The sequence below is a fragment of the Pseudoalteromonas sp. P1-9 genome (assembly GCF_001399975.1).
Taxonomy (GTDB): domain Bacteria; phylum Pseudomonadota; class Gammaproteobacteria; order Enterobacterales; family Alteromonadaceae; genus Pseudoalteromonas.
Genome location: NZ_LKBD01000045.1, coordinates 1 through 17011 on the forward strand (window position 1 = coordinate 1; position 17011 = coordinate 17011).

At 36.5% G+C, this 17011-nt stretch carries 15 protein-coding genes; 10 read left to right on the forward strand and 5 right to left on the reverse strand.

Annotated elements, in window-relative coordinates; genetic code table 11:
- Positions 1 to 583: 583 nt before the first annotated feature.
- Positions 584 to 1711 (forward strand): GGDEF domain-containing protein, encoded by a 1128-nt coding sequence (locus AN214_RS19190; protein WP_054981180.1) that lies wholly within the window; start codon positions 584 to 586, stop codon positions 1709 to 1711.
- 550 nt (positions 1712 to 2261) lie between these two features.
- Here the strand turns inward: AN214_RS19190 and AN214_RS19195 are convergent.
- The gene (locus tag AN214_RS19195; protein WP_054981181.1) at positions 2262 to 3395 is read right to left on the reverse strand and encodes a hypothetical protein; all 1134 of its coding nucleotides are present in this window, start codon (positions 3393 to 3395) and stop codon (positions 2262 to 2264) included.
- A gap of 1309 nt (positions 3396 to 4704) precedes the next feature.
- On the opposite strand from AN214_RS19195, the gene AN214_RS19200 reads away from it, so the two are divergent.
- The 7 genes from AN214_RS19200 (at position 4705) to AN214_RS19235 (ending at position 11285) form a co-directional block, all read left to right on the forward strand.
- Positions 4705 to 5799, forward strand: a complete 1095-nt coding sequence (locus tag AN214_RS19200) for a DNA polymerase III subunit beta (protein ID WP_054981182.1) — start codon at positions 4705 to 4707, stop codon at positions 5797 to 5799.
- Positions 5800 to 5878: 79 nt separating this feature from the next.
- The gene (locus AN214_RS19205) at positions 5879 to 7573 is read left to right on the forward strand and encodes a PRTRC system ParB family protein (RefSeq protein ID WP_054981183.1); all 1695 of its coding nucleotides are present in this window, start codon (positions 5879 to 5881) and stop codon (positions 7571 to 7573) included.
- 84 nt (positions 7574 to 7657) lie between these two features.
- Complete coding sequence (locus AN214_RS19210) at positions 7658 to 8092, forward strand: hypothetical protein (protein WP_054981184.1); 435 nt, start codon at positions 7658 to 7660, stop codon at positions 8090 to 8092.
- Between the two features lie 12 nt (positions 8093 to 8104).
- Entirely contained in the window at positions 8105 to 8323 is a 219-nt protein-coding gene (locus AN214_RS19215; RefSeq protein WP_054981185.1) for a PRTRC system protein C, read from the forward strand.
- Between the two features lie 96 nt (positions 8324 to 8419).
- Positions 8420 to 9694 (forward strand): hypothetical protein, encoded by a 1275-nt coding sequence (locus AN214_RS19225; RefSeq protein WP_152960808.1) that lies wholly within the window; start codon positions 8420 to 8422, stop codon positions 9692 to 9694.
- Positions 9695 to 9750: 56 nt separating this feature from the next.
- Positions 9751 to 10452, forward strand: coding sequence for a PRTRC system protein B (locus AN214_RS19230; RefSeq protein ID WP_054981188.1), 702 nt, complete (start codon positions 9751 to 9753; stop codon positions 10450 to 10452).
- Positions 10453 to 10520: 68 nt separating this feature from the next.
- Positions 10521 to 11285: a PRTRC system ThiF family protein gene (locus tag AN214_RS19235; RefSeq protein ID WP_054981189.1), complete on the forward strand. Its 765-nt coding sequence runs from the start codon at positions 10521 to 10523 to the stop codon at positions 11283 to 11285.
- A gap of 53 nt (positions 11286 to 11338) precedes the next feature.
- Here AN214_RS19235 and AN214_RS19240 read toward each other — a convergent pair whose 3' ends face one another.
- Positions 11339 to 11653 (reverse strand): hypothetical protein, encoded by a 315-nt coding sequence (locus AN214_RS19240; protein WP_054981190.1) that lies wholly within the window; start codon positions 11651 to 11653, stop codon positions 11339 to 11341.
- A 184-nt stretch (positions 11654 to 11837) separates the two neighbouring features.
- Here AN214_RS19240 and AN214_RS19245 point away from each other — a divergent pair, with 184 nt between their 5' ends.
- The gene (locus AN214_RS19245) at positions 11838 to 12611 is read left to right on the forward strand and encodes an EAL domain-containing protein (protein ID WP_054981191.1); all 774 of its coding nucleotides are present in this window, start codon (positions 11838 to 11840) and stop codon (positions 12609 to 12611) included.
- Here the strand turns inward: AN214_RS19245 and AN214_RS19250 are convergent.
- The gene (locus AN214_RS19250) at positions 12600 to 13238 is read right to left on the reverse strand and encodes a zinc-finger-containing protein (RefSeq protein ID WP_054981192.1); all 639 of its coding nucleotides are present in this window, start codon (positions 13236 to 13238) and stop codon (positions 12600 to 12602) included. The genes AN214_RS19245 and AN214_RS19250 overlap by 12 nt on opposite strands.
- Positions 13239 to 13565: 327 nt before the next feature.
- Here AN214_RS19250 and AN214_RS19255 point away from each other — a divergent pair, with 327 nt between their 5' ends.
- Positions 13566 to 14021 carry a hypothetical protein gene (locus AN214_RS19255; RefSeq protein WP_054981193.1) on the forward strand — a complete coding sequence of 152 codons (456 nt, stop codon included), beginning with the start codon at positions 13566 to 13568 and terminating at the stop codon, positions 14019 to 14021.
- A 99-nt stretch (positions 14022 to 14120) separates the two neighbouring features.
- Here the strand turns inward: AN214_RS19255 and AN214_RS19260 are convergent, their stop codons facing one another.
- Both AN214_RS19260 and AN214_RS19265 read right to left on the reverse strand, forming a co-directional pair.
- On the reverse strand, positions 14121 to 14393 hold the full coding sequence (locus tag AN214_RS19260) for a cold-shock protein (protein ID WP_054981194.1): 273 nt from the start codon (positions 14391 to 14393) through the stop codon (positions 14121 to 14123).
- Complete coding sequence (locus AN214_RS19265) at positions 14393 to 17005, reverse strand: TraC family protein (protein WP_054981195.1); 2613 nt, start codon at positions 17003 to 17005, stop codon at positions 14393 to 14395. Before AN214_RS19265 ends, AN214_RS19260 begins: the two co-directional genes overlap by 1 nt.
- Positions 17006 to 17011: the final 6 nt, after the last annotated feature.

Consider the following 17011-nt stretch of genomic DNA (forward strand, 5'->3'; position numbering starts at 1 on the left):
AATTTCATTGAGCTTTCTCCTTTTGGTTTGGTCGCCTTGAAGTTTAGCTGTTCGCTAAACTTCGGGGAGAAGGTTCAATAAGTATCAAGCAAATTAACAGGGACAAAAAAGTGTTGGCTGTTTTTTGTGCCTCAAACATTATAGCCAACAATTTTTAGCCCATTATTTGGGCGTTACGAATGACAGTTGTTGGCACAAAGCTATCCTTCGTCGCTAACACGTTTCTGTCCAAATACGAGTCGGGGAGACCGACACCATATGCCCGAATGCGGAAGTACGATCAAACACGTTTTTGCCCCAAAATCATTTAAAGTAAATACTCCAATATGGCAAGATGGCAAGATGTGAAAAATTTTAAGTCCTTCTCAAATACATATTCAGCTTACTTTATTATCTGAAAGCTTTGCTCTAAATAAACATTGCCTCATCCTGCAGCCCTGTAATGACTAGGTTATGAGTAAATGGCAAGAGTAATTGAGTTTGATAACACTATAGATGACGTGTAGGTAATAAACTTGCAGGTATTCTAATTGAACGCTATATAACTAATTACTAATTTAGTTTTGTAAAACGTAATATTTAGATGTTAGAAAAGAGAAATAATAAGCCTAATCTAAACGTGACTCTTAACAAGGGAAGTAAACATACAAAAAGCTCTGAGTTCCCAAAAGATATTGATGAGACAACACTAATCGACTATCTAAAGCTCTCAACAGAATACTCTGCGGATGAAGTGTTCTGGATGGAGCCTGATTCCACCATCATATACGTTAATCAATCTGCATGTCTGAAACTGGGTTATAAGTGTCATGAGCTTATTGGAATGAAGGTCTGGGAGTGGGACCCATTATTTCCAAAAGAAGTTTGGCCGACCTTTTGGGAAGAGCTTAAAAGTTTGAAAAGCGTCGACTTTGAGACTCAACACAAAGGGAAAGATGGTGTGGTTTTTCCAGTTCGTATCAAAGGTCATTACATCAATGTTCACAACAAAGAGTTACTGTTTGCCTACGTAACCGATATAACCCGAATAAAACACCATGAAGCTGAATTAGAGAGTTACAATAAGCGGCTAGAAGAGGAAGTAAATAAAAAAACACGCCAGTTAAAAGCTGAAAAAGACTCCGTACAAAAACATGCTAAAAACTTAGAGCGACTCATAAAACAACTTAATGAAACAGTTGAGAAAAATAATTACCTGCAACAGCAGCTCTATAATGAAGCTCACACTGATGCATTAACAGGTTTGTATAATAGACGTCACTTGGATGAAATTTGTGCAAAAGAAGTCTCTAGAGCGGATAGGTACCATACGCCCTTAAGTGCCATCATGATTGATATTGACCACTTCAAACTAGTAAATGACATGCTAGGGCATCAAGTTGGTGATGAGGTATTGAAAGAGCTGGCTAATCTTTTGTCTAAAAGAGTGAGAGAGTCTGACGTTTTAGCAAGATGGGGAGGAGAAGAGTTTATTATTTTACTGCCAAATACAGCCACCGCAGAATGTGAGAGCATTGCTGAAGAGCTGAGGGAGTTGGTTGCTTGTCACGAGTTTGGAGATGTTGGTCAAATTAAAGTCAGTATTGGGGTGACAAAACATAACAATGATGAGCCGAGTACTATGCTGATTCACAACGTTGATTTGGCTCTATATCAAGCTAAAAATAAAGGCCGAAATCGCGTTGAAACTTATACTTATGGAGTAGAGTGAGCTAAATCCTTCTAAACAGGCTTCACATATTCATAAGTAACTATATTTAAGTGTATACCCTGCATTTTATTAGAATAAAATATTTGCAAAAGCATTCATGCACAGTGGAACGCTGGTGATTATTTGATTACTGATGTGAAATTTACTAAGTAGCCAATCACAACACCAAAGAATAAGGGGCCTCAATAATCCCTTTATTTATCATTAATGATCATTATAGAGTGATGGTTCTAACGCATTTATGTCCAAAAATGGGTTGGTTGAACGTCCACTATCATCAATAGTTTAGATTATGCTCTGTTAGTAATGGCCTAGCAGTTCAAGCAAAAACAAACCCGCTAATATGCTAGACGGTATGCTTATGTGGTGCTAGAAATCTTATAGCGCCCATTATGACTAGCTTTAAGATAAACTGGCTCAGTAAAATGTTTTGCCAAAGAAAAACCCTGGAATCGCAGGGTTTTTAATACCTTGAGCTAATTAGCACCACGTACCCCTATCAGCTTGGCTAATATGCGGGTTTGGATTATTATCGAATGTTCAGTACGGTTTACTCTTCTAACAGATTATCCCCATCAAGCACTTCCGCTTTTGCAAGCAAGCCTTTATGTTTTTTATTTAGAGTGAGAACTTCTTCACAAAACTGGTCTGTTGGAAACACCTTATAAACATAATCACAAATCACGCCTAAATCATTTTTAACATTTGCGATTGTGTAGTCTTTAATGATGTCTTCTTTTTTTAAATCTTGCATGGTATTCGTCATATCACGACGAATAGCTTTCAGTCTATTATCCGGTATGTCTTCACTTTCAATAGAGCCAAATTTGATAGAAATTTTCTTCAAAGAAAAGTGATGCTCTTTGCCAGGAGCCGCGTATTTAAACATTTGATACAAACGAAGAGATAACCATCTAGATAAGGTACGCTTAAAAGATTGCACCCGGTCGAAGTAGTAACCGCGATAACCAATGGTTTCTATTTGCTGAGACATAAACTCATTGAGAACAGCAATGCATTTTACGTTAGCCTTACCGCTAGAGCCTGAAAAGTGAATACTGCTCAAGTAGTTCATTTTGGACTCACTATAAGTATCTTCACCTGTGTTTTCGTCTTCGATGCGATATTTTAATGAGAGCTCACTACCCTTTAAAATATTTAAGGCTTCTTTTATTTCTGTTGCTGATAATGTTTGATTAACGGATTTAAGCTCGTTTTGAATTTCTCTAATAGAAAAGTAAACAGCGTACCGTTCACCCATTTTCCCGCTGAGTTTGGCAATTTTCCCCTGACTGGCCAACCTTACTAAGGCGCGTTCAACTTTTTCTTCGCGATCGCCAGGCCATGCAAAATAATCGGAGTCTTCACCCCTAATTAAAGCTGGGTTAATATCAATAACCCCTTCATAGAGTTTCTTTTCTATCCTTTCGCTTATTTTACGCGAAACAACGACCCTATCATCAGCATCTTTAATTCTTACATGTTTTCGTTGGTTTCTAATGAATCGTGACCAAAGATCGTAGCCAACAAATGTGTTACTAAATGAATTTTTAAGACCTTCACCAGAGATTTTATTATCTACAAACAGGCTTAATTGTTCGACTTGAGATGCGTTCTCGATAGTCTTAATGTCCTGACGAATCGTGTCTGGTAGATTTGCAATATTTATATCTTTTGCGGTCATTTAGATAGCTCCATGGTCAAATCCTAAAGTAACTGATATGAAATGAAAGTGAAATAGAGTGATCAAACAAAACATATAGGAGATCTGATCTTTACTCACTAAAGTTACTTTGGCTGGTAAAGGGTAATTAAGTTAACGCTGACCAGAAGCCAATTTTATGCGAGTTTTAGGTAGAAAATCGAGGTTACTCATAGAAACATATAGGAAAACTGTTCTGTATAACACTGTAAAGGCAAACATCTAGGAAATGTGATCTCAAAAGCTATAAACATCTAGGAAATGTGATCTCAAACGCTATAAACATATAGGAAAGGTGATCTGAGCCTCATTTTTATGAAATTCTTTGCGCATAAACCAGCCTAAATCATCAAATAAGCAATAAAAGTCCTATTTTCCCGTTTTTATTTACCTTCACAGACAAACAAAAATGGTTTCATTTAAAAATTTTGCCTGAAACATTGAGGAATTTTAAGCTGTCCGTTCAGATAAACCACAATATGCTTACAATTCATACAGAAACATATAGGAAAACTGATCTGTCATTTAATTTGTGTTTTGAATTACTGATAGGAAAACTGATCTGTAATAGCAAAAGAGAGTTCCTTATAACCCTTTATCATGTAGGAAATGTGATCTGATATGCCTAATTACCAAGCTACACTGATAGGAAAACTGATCTGCAATACGAAAAACAGGGCTAAACATAGAGGATTTCTGCTTTGTAAATCCAATAAATTGCGCATATTTCCATTTTTTTTTGAATCAAAGCCAATTTGTATGTAGTTTAATTGTGTATTTTTTTGCTGTGAGGAATTTTAGCTTGAGTTGCAAAAGCCTTTGTGGATAAAGCACTTACAGCTTGTAGTAGATCTGATCTATACATAGAGGGGATCGGATCTCCTACATGAAAAGCCCTAGGAATCATTAACAAAATACGCTTTTCTGTTGATAACTTTACTGTAAAACATATAGGTTTATTGATCTGAAATTAAAATAAGTGGACAAAAATGTGAATAACTAGTTTGTAACTTATTGAATTTAAAAGATACATATAGGAATACCGATCCAAACCATATAGGAGGTGTGATCCAATCTGCTAGGAATTCAGATCCATAAAAACAAAATTTCTCCATTTATATCATAGGGTTGAGCCAACAATCAGTTACCTTAGTCTTTATACCTTAGATCTTAACCATATTAACCTTATTTATTAACCTTTAAGGAAGTAAGGTGGCAATAAATTTATTTTCAATAACAAGCTGGAATTTAAAAACCTGAGATCATGAGTTGTCCGAAACAGGAGAACCAAATGATTAATTTAACATTAAATAATGCAAAAGAATTATTCACTAGACCTTGTGAAATAGCACGTACTAATAAAAGCAGCAATGAATCCCTTAGTTACATCTTGATTAACTCCGATGGCTACAATCTCTCAGCAATTGGTACAAATACAATTAATACGTGTAAAAAGAGTATTCAACACATTTCAGAGCCATTTGTATTATGTGTTGATGCAGACCATTTATTAACAGTGCTTGAAAACTTTAATAAAGCCGAGCTCAACATATCAATGGAGCAATTATCTGAAAGCAAAGTAAAAATTAAAATTGGTAAGAGTACTGCTCAAATAGCTTGTATTGATGAAGCTATTTATCCAACCCCTATTATTCCAGATGAATCGCTTAATGCATTTAGTTTTTCAGGCGAAAAATTTATCAAAGAACTAGCGTCTGTGATGTATGCAAAGGCATCAAATAATACAGCTATTTATTTAAACCACGTTGGCTTTTCTGTTAGTCAGGGGGCTTGCTCTTTAAAAGCCGCAAATGGTCATAGATTAGTAACAAGTGAATTTGAAGTACCTATTCAAACGAATATCAAAGGTATTTTTCCAACAGGGCTTTGTAATCAACTCATTAAACTATCACCAAAAGGAATTATTAAATTTTTCTACAATCAATCGCAATTCTATTGCAAGTTTGATAACACATTACTTGGTTCAAATTTTGTATCTGCTGAATTTCCCGATGTATCAAATGCAATTGCAACCGAAGCGACTTGTTCTGTAACTGTTGAGACTCGTTCATTGTATGAGTCAGTCAGTCGTTTTAAAGCTTTTGTGAAGTCATCAAAAATACCAAAGTTAACGCTGGCTTTTGCAAATGGGGTGTTAACACTAAAAACACGTTCAAGTGATACGAATGAGCTTGATGAAGAACTAGAGTTAAATGGTTGGCAAGGTGAAGCTACCCAAGAAGTGAATGTCTCACCAAGTTATCTATTAGACGCGATTAATAACATTAACTCTGAAAAGACTTCTATCGATTTTACTAAATCAAATTGCATCAAACTAAACGCTATTGATAGCAACCAAGATGCGATTGTTATGGCTATGAGGTAACAAGTTTTAAATAAGCACGATTTTTAAAAAATCATACGCTAGTTGTCAGTTAAAAATGAATAACATAAGGCAACTAGCTATGAGCACTGCAATCCAATCAGGTCAATTTGATTTATTAAAACACACCCAAATCATTCCGTTTTCAATGGGGAATAGTCGTAAGAAAAACAATGCGAGCAAACGTCAGGAACTTAAAGAGTCGATTAAAGCATCAGGCGGCGTGAATCAACCTGTATTAGTTCGCCCAAGTTCACAAGAGGGCGTTTATGAACTAATTGCTGGCTATGGTCGATATGAATCATGTGTTGACTTAGGTTTTGATGTACCAGCTTACATCAAAGACCTATCAGACAGAGAAGCTTTTGAAGCGCAGCTCGCTGAGAATTTAATTCGTGATGACTTGTCACTTGTTGATGAAGCAAAAGCCGCACAGACTTACTTAGCTCTTTCTGAGGGGGATTATGCAACAGCGTCATCAAAGCTTGGTTGGTCTAAGAAGAAATTAGAAGATCGCATTAATTTAAACCGTTGCTCAGAGCGCGTATTAGAAGCGTTATCAGATGACAAAATTCAATTAGGCCATGCGGTTATTTTATCGAGCTTCACCGAAAACCTGCAAAACGGCACTCTAGATAAAATAATTTCAGAAAACTGGTCTGTAAAGTACCTCAAAGAACGTGCTGGCAAGGCTAAAAAGTTCCTCCACACCGCGAAATTCGATACAACGAGTTGCAATACTTGTCCGAATAACACAAGTCACCAGATCGGCATGTTTGATATGGGAGCTGATGAAAAAGCGCAATGTGCAAAGTTAACGTGTTGGAAAGAAAAAACAAATGAATGGCTCAATTCACAAAAGTTAATTGCAGAAGAAAAGTATGGAAAAGTGCTTTTGTATGTTGAATGTGGCGAAAAAGATAGAAATACCGTTTCAGAAACCGCAGTTGGCAAAGAGCAATTCAATACTGGTTGCACTGGTTGTGAGTCAAATGTTGTGCTTTTGGATGATAGGGATGGTCGTCAAGGTCAATTAATTGAATCACAATGCATTGATCAAGTTTGTTTTAAAAAATGCCAGAAGAAGCTGGTGGATGATGCAAAGCAAGATTTAAATAATGATTCAGCCAACTCTAAAAAACCAAAGAAAAACCCATCGACAAAAACGCCTGAGAAGTCAGTTTCTCAGAAAACGCCAAGTGCAGTAACTGACAATGAAAAAGCGTTGCTTCATGGCTTGGGCGAAAAACACGCATCAACTCAAGAATGGTTTATTCATGGATTTATGGTTGCTTCTATCAGCACAACAACGGGCTACACACCGAGTTATTGTGATAAGAAAGACACATTTGAACAACGTGTACTGAAAGCAAAAGAGCAGCCATTTGAGAGCATTCAACTAGAGATTGATAAAGCGATTAAAAACTGTGTGAAAGTGAACGCTAAAGCCGTAGATGAGCGCTTCGTAATGAACTCGAAATCATTAATGATTAATACGCTAGCGTTATTAGATAATGCAAATGAATTAGCAATAGCTGCATGGCAGCCGACAGAAGAAATTCTTAAAGCTTATACCTCTGAGGGTATTAAGTCGCTTTGTAAAGAAGCTAATTTTGATAAGGCGTTTGATTCTGCCCCAATCAATATTGATAAAAAAACCACATTTAGCAAATTAAGCAATAAATCAAAAGGTGACTTCATTAAAGGCATTCTAGCATTCGAATTTGATTGGTCGAGTTTCGCCCCATCAACACTATTAAAGCATCTAAATAAGTAAATATGTGACGGGTTATTTCCTATGAAATAGCCCGTTTTTAGTTGTTTGATTTAATAAAACCATATTAATTATCGAGGGCAAAACATGCTTCAATCAATCGCAAATCTAATCAAAGAGTCAGAGGCTTCTCAAGTACAACTTAATATCAGTGTGCTTGGTGATGAACTGCATGTAATTTTAAACACAAAGCTTGGTGATATGCCTAAAAACGCCAGTAAGGACTTAATCAAGTTAAGACAAGCATTGTCATCACCTTTATCGCTTAAAGGCGAAATAGGTAGTGTTGACGTTCAATTTACTGATGTTTTAAGTCAGTTTATTGAAAGTTATTCTGAAACGGTAGTTCAATACAACAATTTATTAGACGTTAAATCAAAACATGAATCAAACAAAAAAGCGTCAAAAAAACAAACTACACCTACTAGCGAAGCCATAAATCATGGTTCAAATACGGAAACAGTAAATTATGAAGAACCACAAACAACTGACTTCTTAGACAATGAACCTGAATCACTATAGGAGTATTTAGTCATGGAATTCCAAAAGTTACCTAGAAAATTCAAAATTGGCGCAATGCTTCTTGAAGATCCTGTACCAACAGGAGACTTAAACCAAGTGCATGAAATACTTGCTACGCAGTACCCAATGATTCGTCATACTCATATTTTTGAATCTGATGCTGTTTTATCAGGTTGTGGTACTTACCTTGAATATTCAATCAAACTACCACCAGCGAAAACAAATGGATAGTTTAATTGAACAGTTAGAGTTGTATGAGTCAGAACTCATACAACAATCAAAAAAGAATGTTTCTTGTGGGAAAGTTTCGAAAAAAGGTGAGGATTTATGGTCTGCTCAAGTCAACTTAACATCAAGATTGAAAGCACTGGAAACGGAGTCTTTGACGATACCAAGTTCGTGTATACAACCGCTTCTGTAGTGCCTCCTCACTTAGCTTGTGTAGGTCAACGCATCAATGAAAATCTCACGCCTAAATCTATCGGTGTAACGCCCTATGAAGATGGCCTGTTCTCATTGAAAGATAACGCAAAAATGTGGATGGACTTAACCATTTCAGGATTAAAGCTTGGGTTAATTGACGAGAAATTAGTAGAGCAACTATTAAGTACTAAGCAATATTCAATGGAGCAGATCACCTCGTTTCATCATATTGGTCAGCAGTTCTTAGTTAATTTAGATAACCAAATTGAACAGACTAAGAAGCGCCTAGATGAGGAAGTGTCACAAACAATAGGAGAGCTGAATAATTGCGTAGTAGACTTCGTTAGAAATAGTGATTTTTCTTTATCTGTTACCTTAGATGGTGGTGATGAGTATGGCTCATTTGATGAGTATTGCTTGAGGTTATGTGGTGAAAGTTGGTTGGCTGCATTAGAGATTAATTATTATGATGCACCAAAGACATTAGCTTCACTGCTTTACAGTGTGGTTGAGTTTCTATCAATGGAGTCATATCGTATGACCACATTTGATCTCTATGAGTATTCAATGGAACACGAATGTATGATGGCTTTCGATGAGCTGAGTATTGAAAAACAAAATGCGATTATTGGTTTGATTAAACAAGATGAGCCGTTTGGTTCTGAGCGAAAAATAAGAAATAAGTTTCCTCAATTTTATGAGGAAATAACCGAGTACGATACGTTTGATTGGTTTGTAGATAATTTAAAAGAGCGCCTTAAATTTAAGGCTTTTGAATCACAATTCAATGCATTTAGTGACTTGTTAAAACTAAAGGGTCATAGCCGCTTAGATGCAATTATTGAGCAATTTAACCATATAAAAAACAATCAACACCCACTGATAGCCCACCCTGTATTTAAGACCTTAGAAAAAGTAATCGGCCTATTAAAAAGCAACTATAAAGACATTGATTCTAGTTGCCTAGAAAGCGCATCCGATATGTATTTACCAGAAGCTAATATGATTACTTTTGGCTCAATACAAGAGCAAGAATTACTCGAAGATCATCATCAGCGAATGTGTGATGTAGGTGAGAGAGTATCTTTTAAAATTGACGTTACAAATGACAATGTATTGGATGAGTTAAACAATATTATCTTGTGTGATCGTATGCTTGAAGTATTGGGTAGTATGTAAGCGCGAATTAAGCTTGTCGATATGATTAAAACTCCAAGAAATTAGTGAGTTTGAAAATGAATATACATAATCCAATCAGTCGAATTACACCTCAGCCATTTACGGCACTTATCTTTCATAAAAGCGAGGAAGAACAAAGTATTTCCAATGTAACTCGACACCCAATAGAAGATGGTGTGATCAAGCATGGTGAATATGTCAGTGTAAAAGAAGTAAAAAAATTACTCGCAAAAATTCAGGATACTCAAGAACCAAGCGCTTCTCTGATCCCAAGAAATGTCATAATCAATTCGGAGGCTCAATTAATTTGGTATGTAAAAGCGAAAAAACGAGATATGTGGGTTAAATTTAATGGCAAAGAGCATAAGCTTTCTGTTATTTATCCTGCGCTACTATTTTGCTGCTCCAAAAAACGAAACCTTAAAATTTTTGCTTTAGCATCCAATAAGCGCCCTACCCTATCAAGCTTGCTTTATAACGCGCCATTGATGAATGTATCCTCCAACGGTGATGTGTGCCAAGGTACTGCTCATTTACCAATGTCGATTGATATATCTACCATTCCTGAAATTGAAGATACGATCTTTGAGTCAAACTTTACCCATGTTAACAACCAAAAAACCCTCAAGATAAAAGGGTTGGATAATGTTAGTTCGCAAGATCATTTGAAGTTTTGGCAGCGCCATTGCGAATCAGGATTGGCTGTTAGGAAATCTGATCTGAATTACTTCGGGCGACTCTCTAGCATCATTAAATAACCCCTTTAATGGCTTGTACTTGTGAATTATTCATATCTGGTGAACGGTTATATTATATAGGTTAATTTATGAACACTTTTAAACTTTCAAATTCACTTATGATGCGCCCAATTAAAATAGCGCTTATTGGGGCTGGTGGAACTGGCTCAGCGTTACTGACTGAATTATTTCAAATGGATTACTTATTGCGGAACATATCTCAAAACAGTGTCTATTTGGATATTGCAGTGTTTGATGATGATGAAGTCAGTCACAGTAATGTTGGCAGACAATCTTTTTGGGCGTGTGATATTGGTAACAATAAAGCGGAAACATTAGTAAATCGCTTCAATGTTCATGGTGGTTTGTCTTGGACTGCTCATCGTGAGCGTGTATCAAAAGCCCATGTTGATCAACTGGCAAAGTTTGATGTATTGATTACGTGTGTTGATAAAGCGGCTGTTCGCGCTGAATTGGGGAGTGCATTCAACCAAGTAAAGCGTTTCGCTGAAACTTTATGGCTTGATATGGGGAACGATAAAAGCTCAGGCCAAGTAGTATTAGGTCATGCATTTGATCGTGAGAACAAGCTGCCTAATGTGTTTGACTTATATCCTAGTCTCAGTGAAATGGTGGATAAAGATGAGGACTCATGCTCCCATGAAGCCGCACTTCAAAAGCAAGAGTTCGGTATTAATAAAAAAGTCGCGCTTGAAGCATCTACATTGCTTTGGAAGCTATTACGTCATGGTGAAATTAAGCATCATGGTGCTTTTATAAATATGGATGAAACAAGTGTTCAGCCATTAAAAATTGATACTCAAACTTGGGCAATGTTTGGCTATCAATCATAAAAAAGCCCTTAAATCGGACGATAATAAGGGCTTTGAACGGTACATTATAAAAATTAACTAGCCCCAGCTTCTGTTTGCTCAGCCATTTCTTTTTCAAGCTTTTGGATTACGACTCCTTTTGCGGCCTTTGAAGTCTTTTGGAATACAAATAGACCATTCAAAATAAAACCTGCAACTAATGCTGGCAAAGTAATTTTAATCAGAACATCGAAAGGTAAGTTACTTAGCGCCAAGTAAGCGCAAGCCCCAAGTAGCATACAGAGAACTACATTAACAAAAAAAATAGCCATTTTGACTTGTTCTTCGGGTGAGCGTTTATCGTTTCCTTTGGAAATTTTGTATAAAAGTTTTTCGGTAGTGTTGGACATTTGTTCTTCTCCACGTTAATTGACTCTTTCATTCTATTTTCCAATGAATCTGAATTAGCGTATTTTTTTTCGAGATTAGCTGAAAAAATGCGTTTTTTTTATTCAGTGAATTGCTGAAAAATTAAAGGGTATGTGAAATTGCTCGCCAGTAAAATCAATATCAAATAACTAAAAATTCAAAGATATGAACGCGATTTCTAAAATCTCATCGAGTCTTGATGTGGCGCAATTACATATAATTCAGGAGTTTCATATTTCAGTGTGTGACTTCTCTATCGTATTCCAACCAATCTATGATATTCGCAACCAGAGTATTCGATATATGGAGGCGCTTCTGCGTACAAAGGATCAAAGGTTTAGTAACCCTTTGGAGGTTGTCGAGTATTTTGTTAATAAGGGAAAATCCGATGTACTGACCGTTATGCTGTTTCAGCTTTGTGAAACGTACATTAAGTTATTTGCAAGAAATGGAATACTTACAACGATCAACTTTGAACCTCAACAGATTGCATCAAAACGTTTTGTACCTCTACTAAAAAAGATTTTTCAAAATATGCGAATGTGTCCAGGTTCTGTATTACTTGAAGTTACAGAAAGAGATTGTCCTGAAAAATATAGATCTCAATTTATAAGCAATCTCTTAAAGTTAAAAAAACTCGGATTTAGAGTAGCGATTGATGACTTTGGCGTTGCTAATTCCAACTTTGATTTATTGTCAGAAGTACCTTTTGACCTGATTAAGCTTGATATGTTTTTTCTTAGAAACGCGATGACCTCACCAATTCACTTTTCGTTGTTAGAGGTCTGCTCATCACTACAGAAAAAAATCGGTATACCTGTATGTATCGAAGGTATTGAAAATGATGAGTTGTTAGACTTAGTAAAGCGTCTTAACGTGGATTATGCACAAGGTTATGGCCTTGGCAGGCCAAAACCTTTTGATGAATTACATTATTAGCTCTACACATTTTATAGCGTGTAAACATTGCTCTTCATCAAACAAGCCAATATGACACTCCTCTCTGTTTAGGCCCATTAGGTCGCTAAGCATTTTGTAGGCATCTCCCCTATCCCAACCATTTTTTAGCCATAACCTATCAACTTTTGAATGTGCTTCAGAACGCGCTATTTGGGTTGTTCTATTAGCCAACGTACCTAAAGGCAGATTATCTCCTTTATGACAGAACACGTATGCATCGCATAAATGACCATGGTTCTCACATATATAGATGTCACCATGATTATATCTCTTATATATTCGCTTAGAAGACTGCAGTGTCGCTTGTCCACCACAGTATTGGCAATCAATGATGATATTTTTTGCCTTTTGAAATGGCGTTGAGTTTACATACGATTCTAAAAAGCCAATATAGTGCCGGTTTAATGTTTTTGTGTTTGATGTAAGAGATTCATTTCGTCTTTTTAGAGCTTGTATAAGGTCTTCATCCAATTTCATATGGCCAAAATCACTAAGCAATTCTTTGAGCTTGATTACATAATTGCTCATCGATATATCAGTTAATCCCTGATGACGTATGTGACTCTCAATGAGTTTCTTTATATTGATTTGTTGGATTGTCTTCATGTAGTTTCCAGATTTTGAATTCCTACTATTTAAACTTCTTTTAAAAATCGTACCTGGACAAAAAAATTAACCTCAAAATTCATATTTAATTTCATGCACAACTAAGCATTAGCTTTATAGTGGCTATTAATTGAGGGACTACTTATGAAAAAGAAAACTATAGCTGTTTCTGACTTGGCGATGTTCTACACCGATGAAAAAGGTTTTGTTGCAAGGCAAGGCAAGGCAAGGTAAAGCGGTCTATTTAACTAAGGCCAAAGAAGGCACTGCTTTTCACAATAGAGCAGGTAAAACAACAGTGTTAATCACTTTCGGAGCACTCCTTCTATGCTTGGCTTACATCTATTTTTCTTACCCATTATTGCGCTTCTGATAGTAAGGCTTTTTATTGCAGGTCGAGATGTAAAAAAGATATTTTTTCTACCCTGGTATTTTATTTTTATTGGTGGAGATATTGGTAATCGAAAACCCGTTTTCCTAAAAAAAGGTTGTGTGGTGGGCGTACCTGATGCTTTATTCTTTGACCCAATCAGGTTTCGCTTTGTCGTTGGTGAACTTAAAACGAGAGAGTATCGTGATTGCATTACTGATTACGAAAGGGCTCAGGTAACCTTATATACCGGGTTAGCTAATAAATGGTATCTAGGAAATAGTTATAGCGTCATTTCATATGCTTCTAAGCAAGCAATTAAAGTGAAATTTGATAAGGTTCTGTTTAAGAAAATCTACAAGCTTAGAAACAAGGCGTTAAGCTGCATCAATCAATTCGCTCATCGCCGCTAGGCTGTTAATTTTACCACTCTTCCCCTTTAATTTTGCGACTTACCTTCCTTTTCCGAACCATTGTAATTACACATAAAGAAAAGGCGCAAGCGCCCTACTTTATGAAAATAAAATATTGTTTGTTTTTTGTTGGGATGATTGGAGCGGGGAGAAAATATTGATAGCCTTACTGCCTTTGTCAGTTTCAATAATTTCGAAATGCAAAACAGAGCCAATATTTACATACCTAAGAGATAACGGATCAATATTGTTTATGTGGAAAAATACATCATCACCGGAGGTTTTTAATGTACCGCCTTGGATGTCACATTGCCGCATAAATCCATATTCTTTTGCTCGATTAAAGTTTGTAACAAGTCCTGATATAAACATCACGCCACCTTCCCTTCAGCTAAAATCTTTAATTTTTGTTTCTCTTCATACGCTCTATCAATTGCTTCATCAATATCGTACCCCTGATCTTTATATTTAGCGATTAGTGCTCTATCGTCAGGATCGGTTGAGTAAACAAGCTGTGTTTTTTGGTCTACAAAAAACTTCACTATTTCTTTTTGCTCACCGTATCTTACAAATAATTCTGAATAATACCCTTTCCGCGTATGCACACTTTTCATCAGTGTGTAGTCTTGTTCCGTACCATCGTATGCCTTCATCTCTTTTAATTTGTCGATTGTTTCAGGTTCTTGTGCCAGCATTAGCTTCCAAGGACTATTGTTCACAATAGCAATACCTGCTTGAGATTGATAAGCATCAAGTAGCGACTGAGTAATACAGATACCAGCAGCGCGAGTTTTACGGAATCGACGCCAACCTGTTTCAAGAAACTCAGCGAGATAATTGACTTTAGAACCAGCTCGGTCCTTCAAATACTCCCAAGCTTCATCAAGAATAAATAGCTTACGTCTATCAGGTCCTGATAAGAACATTGCATGCTGTGCAGCGTTAATAATACTCATCAAAACCACTTGGGCTAGATGTGGATTAGAGCTAAGTTCATCCATTTCACAAACAATAAGTCGGGCATTGAAATTTACCGGCTTGAATCGTTTACCAAAGAAATCACCGTATACCTGCCCTTCACACCAAGGTCGCAATTGTCGGCCTATTCGATGAATATCTTTTTCAGGGTGATTTTCGCAGCGTTTTGCGAACTCTGTAACAGAGGCTTGTTGACCTTTTTCATCCCATAGCTCTGTAAGAATTGTCAGCATCTCGGTGGATTGATAATCAGATAAATCACCTGATTCTGAAGCCATGGCTTTAAGTAGCGCATGAACCATTGCAGCTTGACCATCTTTGCCGTAGAAGTCATTTATCTGTGCAAATGGATCAAGAGAGAAATCCATTTTGTCATTAAATTCTATGAACTGGGAGTCAGTGTAAGTATGCGTTAGGTTCTCGTATGACTTACCTTTATCTATTACAAATATTTGAGCACCATCAGGTGAGTTTGCGTGGCCATTGGCAACACCTGAACCAAGGTATGAACTGATTATTTTATTTGTTACGAAGCTTTTACCTTTACCTGTAGCTGCGCAAATTAGTGCGTTAAATCCTCCATCTGTTTGAAATAGGTCTAATCCAAAGATTTGCCCAAATCGTGTAACAAATTCGAGTACTGGAAATGCGGTATTTCCTTTCCAACTTGCTGAATGAGGAATTAGAAAAGCTGCACCCGTAGATGACCATTCCTCAAAGCGATCTGATAACTTTATATACTCAGCATCTAATCCAAGAGGTAAACTATTTAATATCATGGATGGGGCTAATACTGATTCAATATTAAACTTGTACTGTTGGCGCTTGAACGATTGTACAAGCTTGTCAGTTGCATCCATTGTTTGCTCTTTATTTTCACCCAGAACAATCATGCTCAAACTCATGTTACAAAGCTCAGCATTTCTAATCTCTTGTTCCACTTCTTGGTAATCGTGATATTGATCTTTTAGTGTGTGAACAACTTCTAGCATTTTTCCTTTGGCTTGTTTTTTCAGCCAGTTGAATCTAGTACCAAATTCTTCTTTAGCCTTAGCTTGATTTGGAACTTGTACGTTTAAGGTCATTATGAAGGGGTTCCAACTGGCGGTTCTTTTGCCATACTGCCAATCACCTAATAAATTTATTAGATCACCATATCCTAGATTTTCTGGTGTTTGCTTTAGCGATATTGCTGTTGCGAAACCATTGGAATCTTTAAAGCCTGAACTAAATGATATTCCATTTTCTTCTCTAACCACCATTGATCCAGGTTCAAGAATTTGTCTGCCTAAAATACCTTTTCTATCAACCTTTACTTTGTCACGCCATGAAGAGTTTTCGCTATGATTTAATACAGTTTGAATACGCGATAGCCACTCTGAATCATTTAATAGCATTGGCGCCATACCTAAATCTTCAAATGTGCTGAGTGTTTTACGTTTAATTTCTCTGAATGAATCCAACTCTTTTTGGTTTGGCAGCTGCTCTTTAATAGGAAATTTAAATGTTACCCAGTGTTCAAAATCTCTTGGCTTAATTCCTAATCTTTTATCGAGAGATTCTTTTCGCGCTTTGGAATAATATTCGACAACTTTCTGCGACATAGCATCCGAGAGCTCAGAATCACTTCCGGGCATTCGATTATTACGTTTGACCATATAACCTCTCAAGAAGTTATCTATTCTGGGAAGCGCAGCTAAGCTCAATTGAATCATCGTATCATCTGGGTATTTCTCACTAAGTAAACCTTGGTAAGCTGTTCTAATCTGATCATTCACCCCGTTTGTTGGTTGGCAAGCAAGTACAAAACTTATGTAGCCACCATCCATAATGAATAATTTCTCTTCTTCAATGTATTCAAGAACTGGATTCAGCTCATTGATCCGTCTTCCGTCAATCAACCCTTTTTGCTTATTTAATAAATCATTCCAAAGCGGGCCTGATGTTTCAGTATTACTTTCATTGGTACCATTGAATAAATTAGACATAAATTTTGATATATTCATGCCAAC

Bases quoted from the DNA above. Each gene is read 5' to 3' on its own strand.
- AN214_RS19190 (WP_054981180.1), top strand. From the start codon at position 584: ATGTTAGAAAAGAGAAATAATAAGCCTAATCTAAACGTGACTCTTAAC.
- AN214_RS19195 (WP_054981181.1), bottom strand. From the start codon at position 3,395: ATGACCGCAAAAGATATAAATATTGCAAATCTACCAGACACGATTCGT.
- AN214_RS19200 (WP_054981182.1), top strand. From the start codon at position 4,705: ATGATTAATTTAACATTAAATAATGCAAAAGAATTATTCACTAGACCT.
- AN214_RS19205 (WP_054981183.1), top strand. From the start codon at position 5,879: ATGAGCACTGCAATCCAATCAGGTCAATTTGATTTATTAAAACACACC.
- AN214_RS19210 (WP_054981184.1), top strand. From the start codon at position 7,658: ATGCTTCAATCAATCGCAAATCTAATCAAAGAGTCAGAGGCTTCTCAA.
- AN214_RS19215 (WP_054981185.1), top strand. From the start codon at position 8,105: ATGGAATTCCAAAAGTTACCTAGAAAATTCAAAATTGGCGCAATGCTT.
- AN214_RS19225 (WP_152960808.1), top strand. From the start codon at position 8,420: ATGGTCTGCTCAAGTCAACTTAACATCAAGATTGAAAGCACTGGAAAC.
- AN214_RS19230 (WP_054981188.1), top strand. From the start codon at position 9,751: ATGAATATACATAATCCAATCAGTCGAATTACACCTCAGCCATTTACG.
- AN214_RS19235 (WP_054981189.1), top strand. From the start codon at position 10,521: ATGAACACTTTTAAACTTTCAAATTCACTTATGATGCGCCCAATTAAA.
- AN214_RS19240 (WP_054981190.1), bottom strand. From the start codon at position 11,653: ATGTCCAACACTACCGAAAAACTTTTATACAAAATTTCCAAAGGAAAC.
- AN214_RS19245 (WP_054981191.1), top strand. From the start codon at position 11,838: ATGAACGCGATTTCTAAAATCTCATCGAGTCTTGATGTGGCGCAATTA.
- AN214_RS19250 (WP_054981192.1), bottom strand. From the start codon at position 13,238: ATGAAGACAATCCAACAAATCAATATAAAGAAACTCATTGAGAGTCAC.
- AN214_RS19255 (WP_054981193.1), top strand. From the start codon at position 13,566: ATGCTTGGCTTACATCTATTTTTCTTACCCATTATTGCGCTTCTGATA.
- AN214_RS19260 (WP_054981194.1), bottom strand. From the start codon at position 14,393: ATGTTTATATCAGGACTTGTTACAAACTTTAATCGAGCAAAAGAATAT.
- AN214_RS19265 (WP_054981195.1), bottom strand. From the start codon at position 17,005: ATGAATATATCAAAATTTATGTCTAATTTATTCAATGGTACCAATGAA.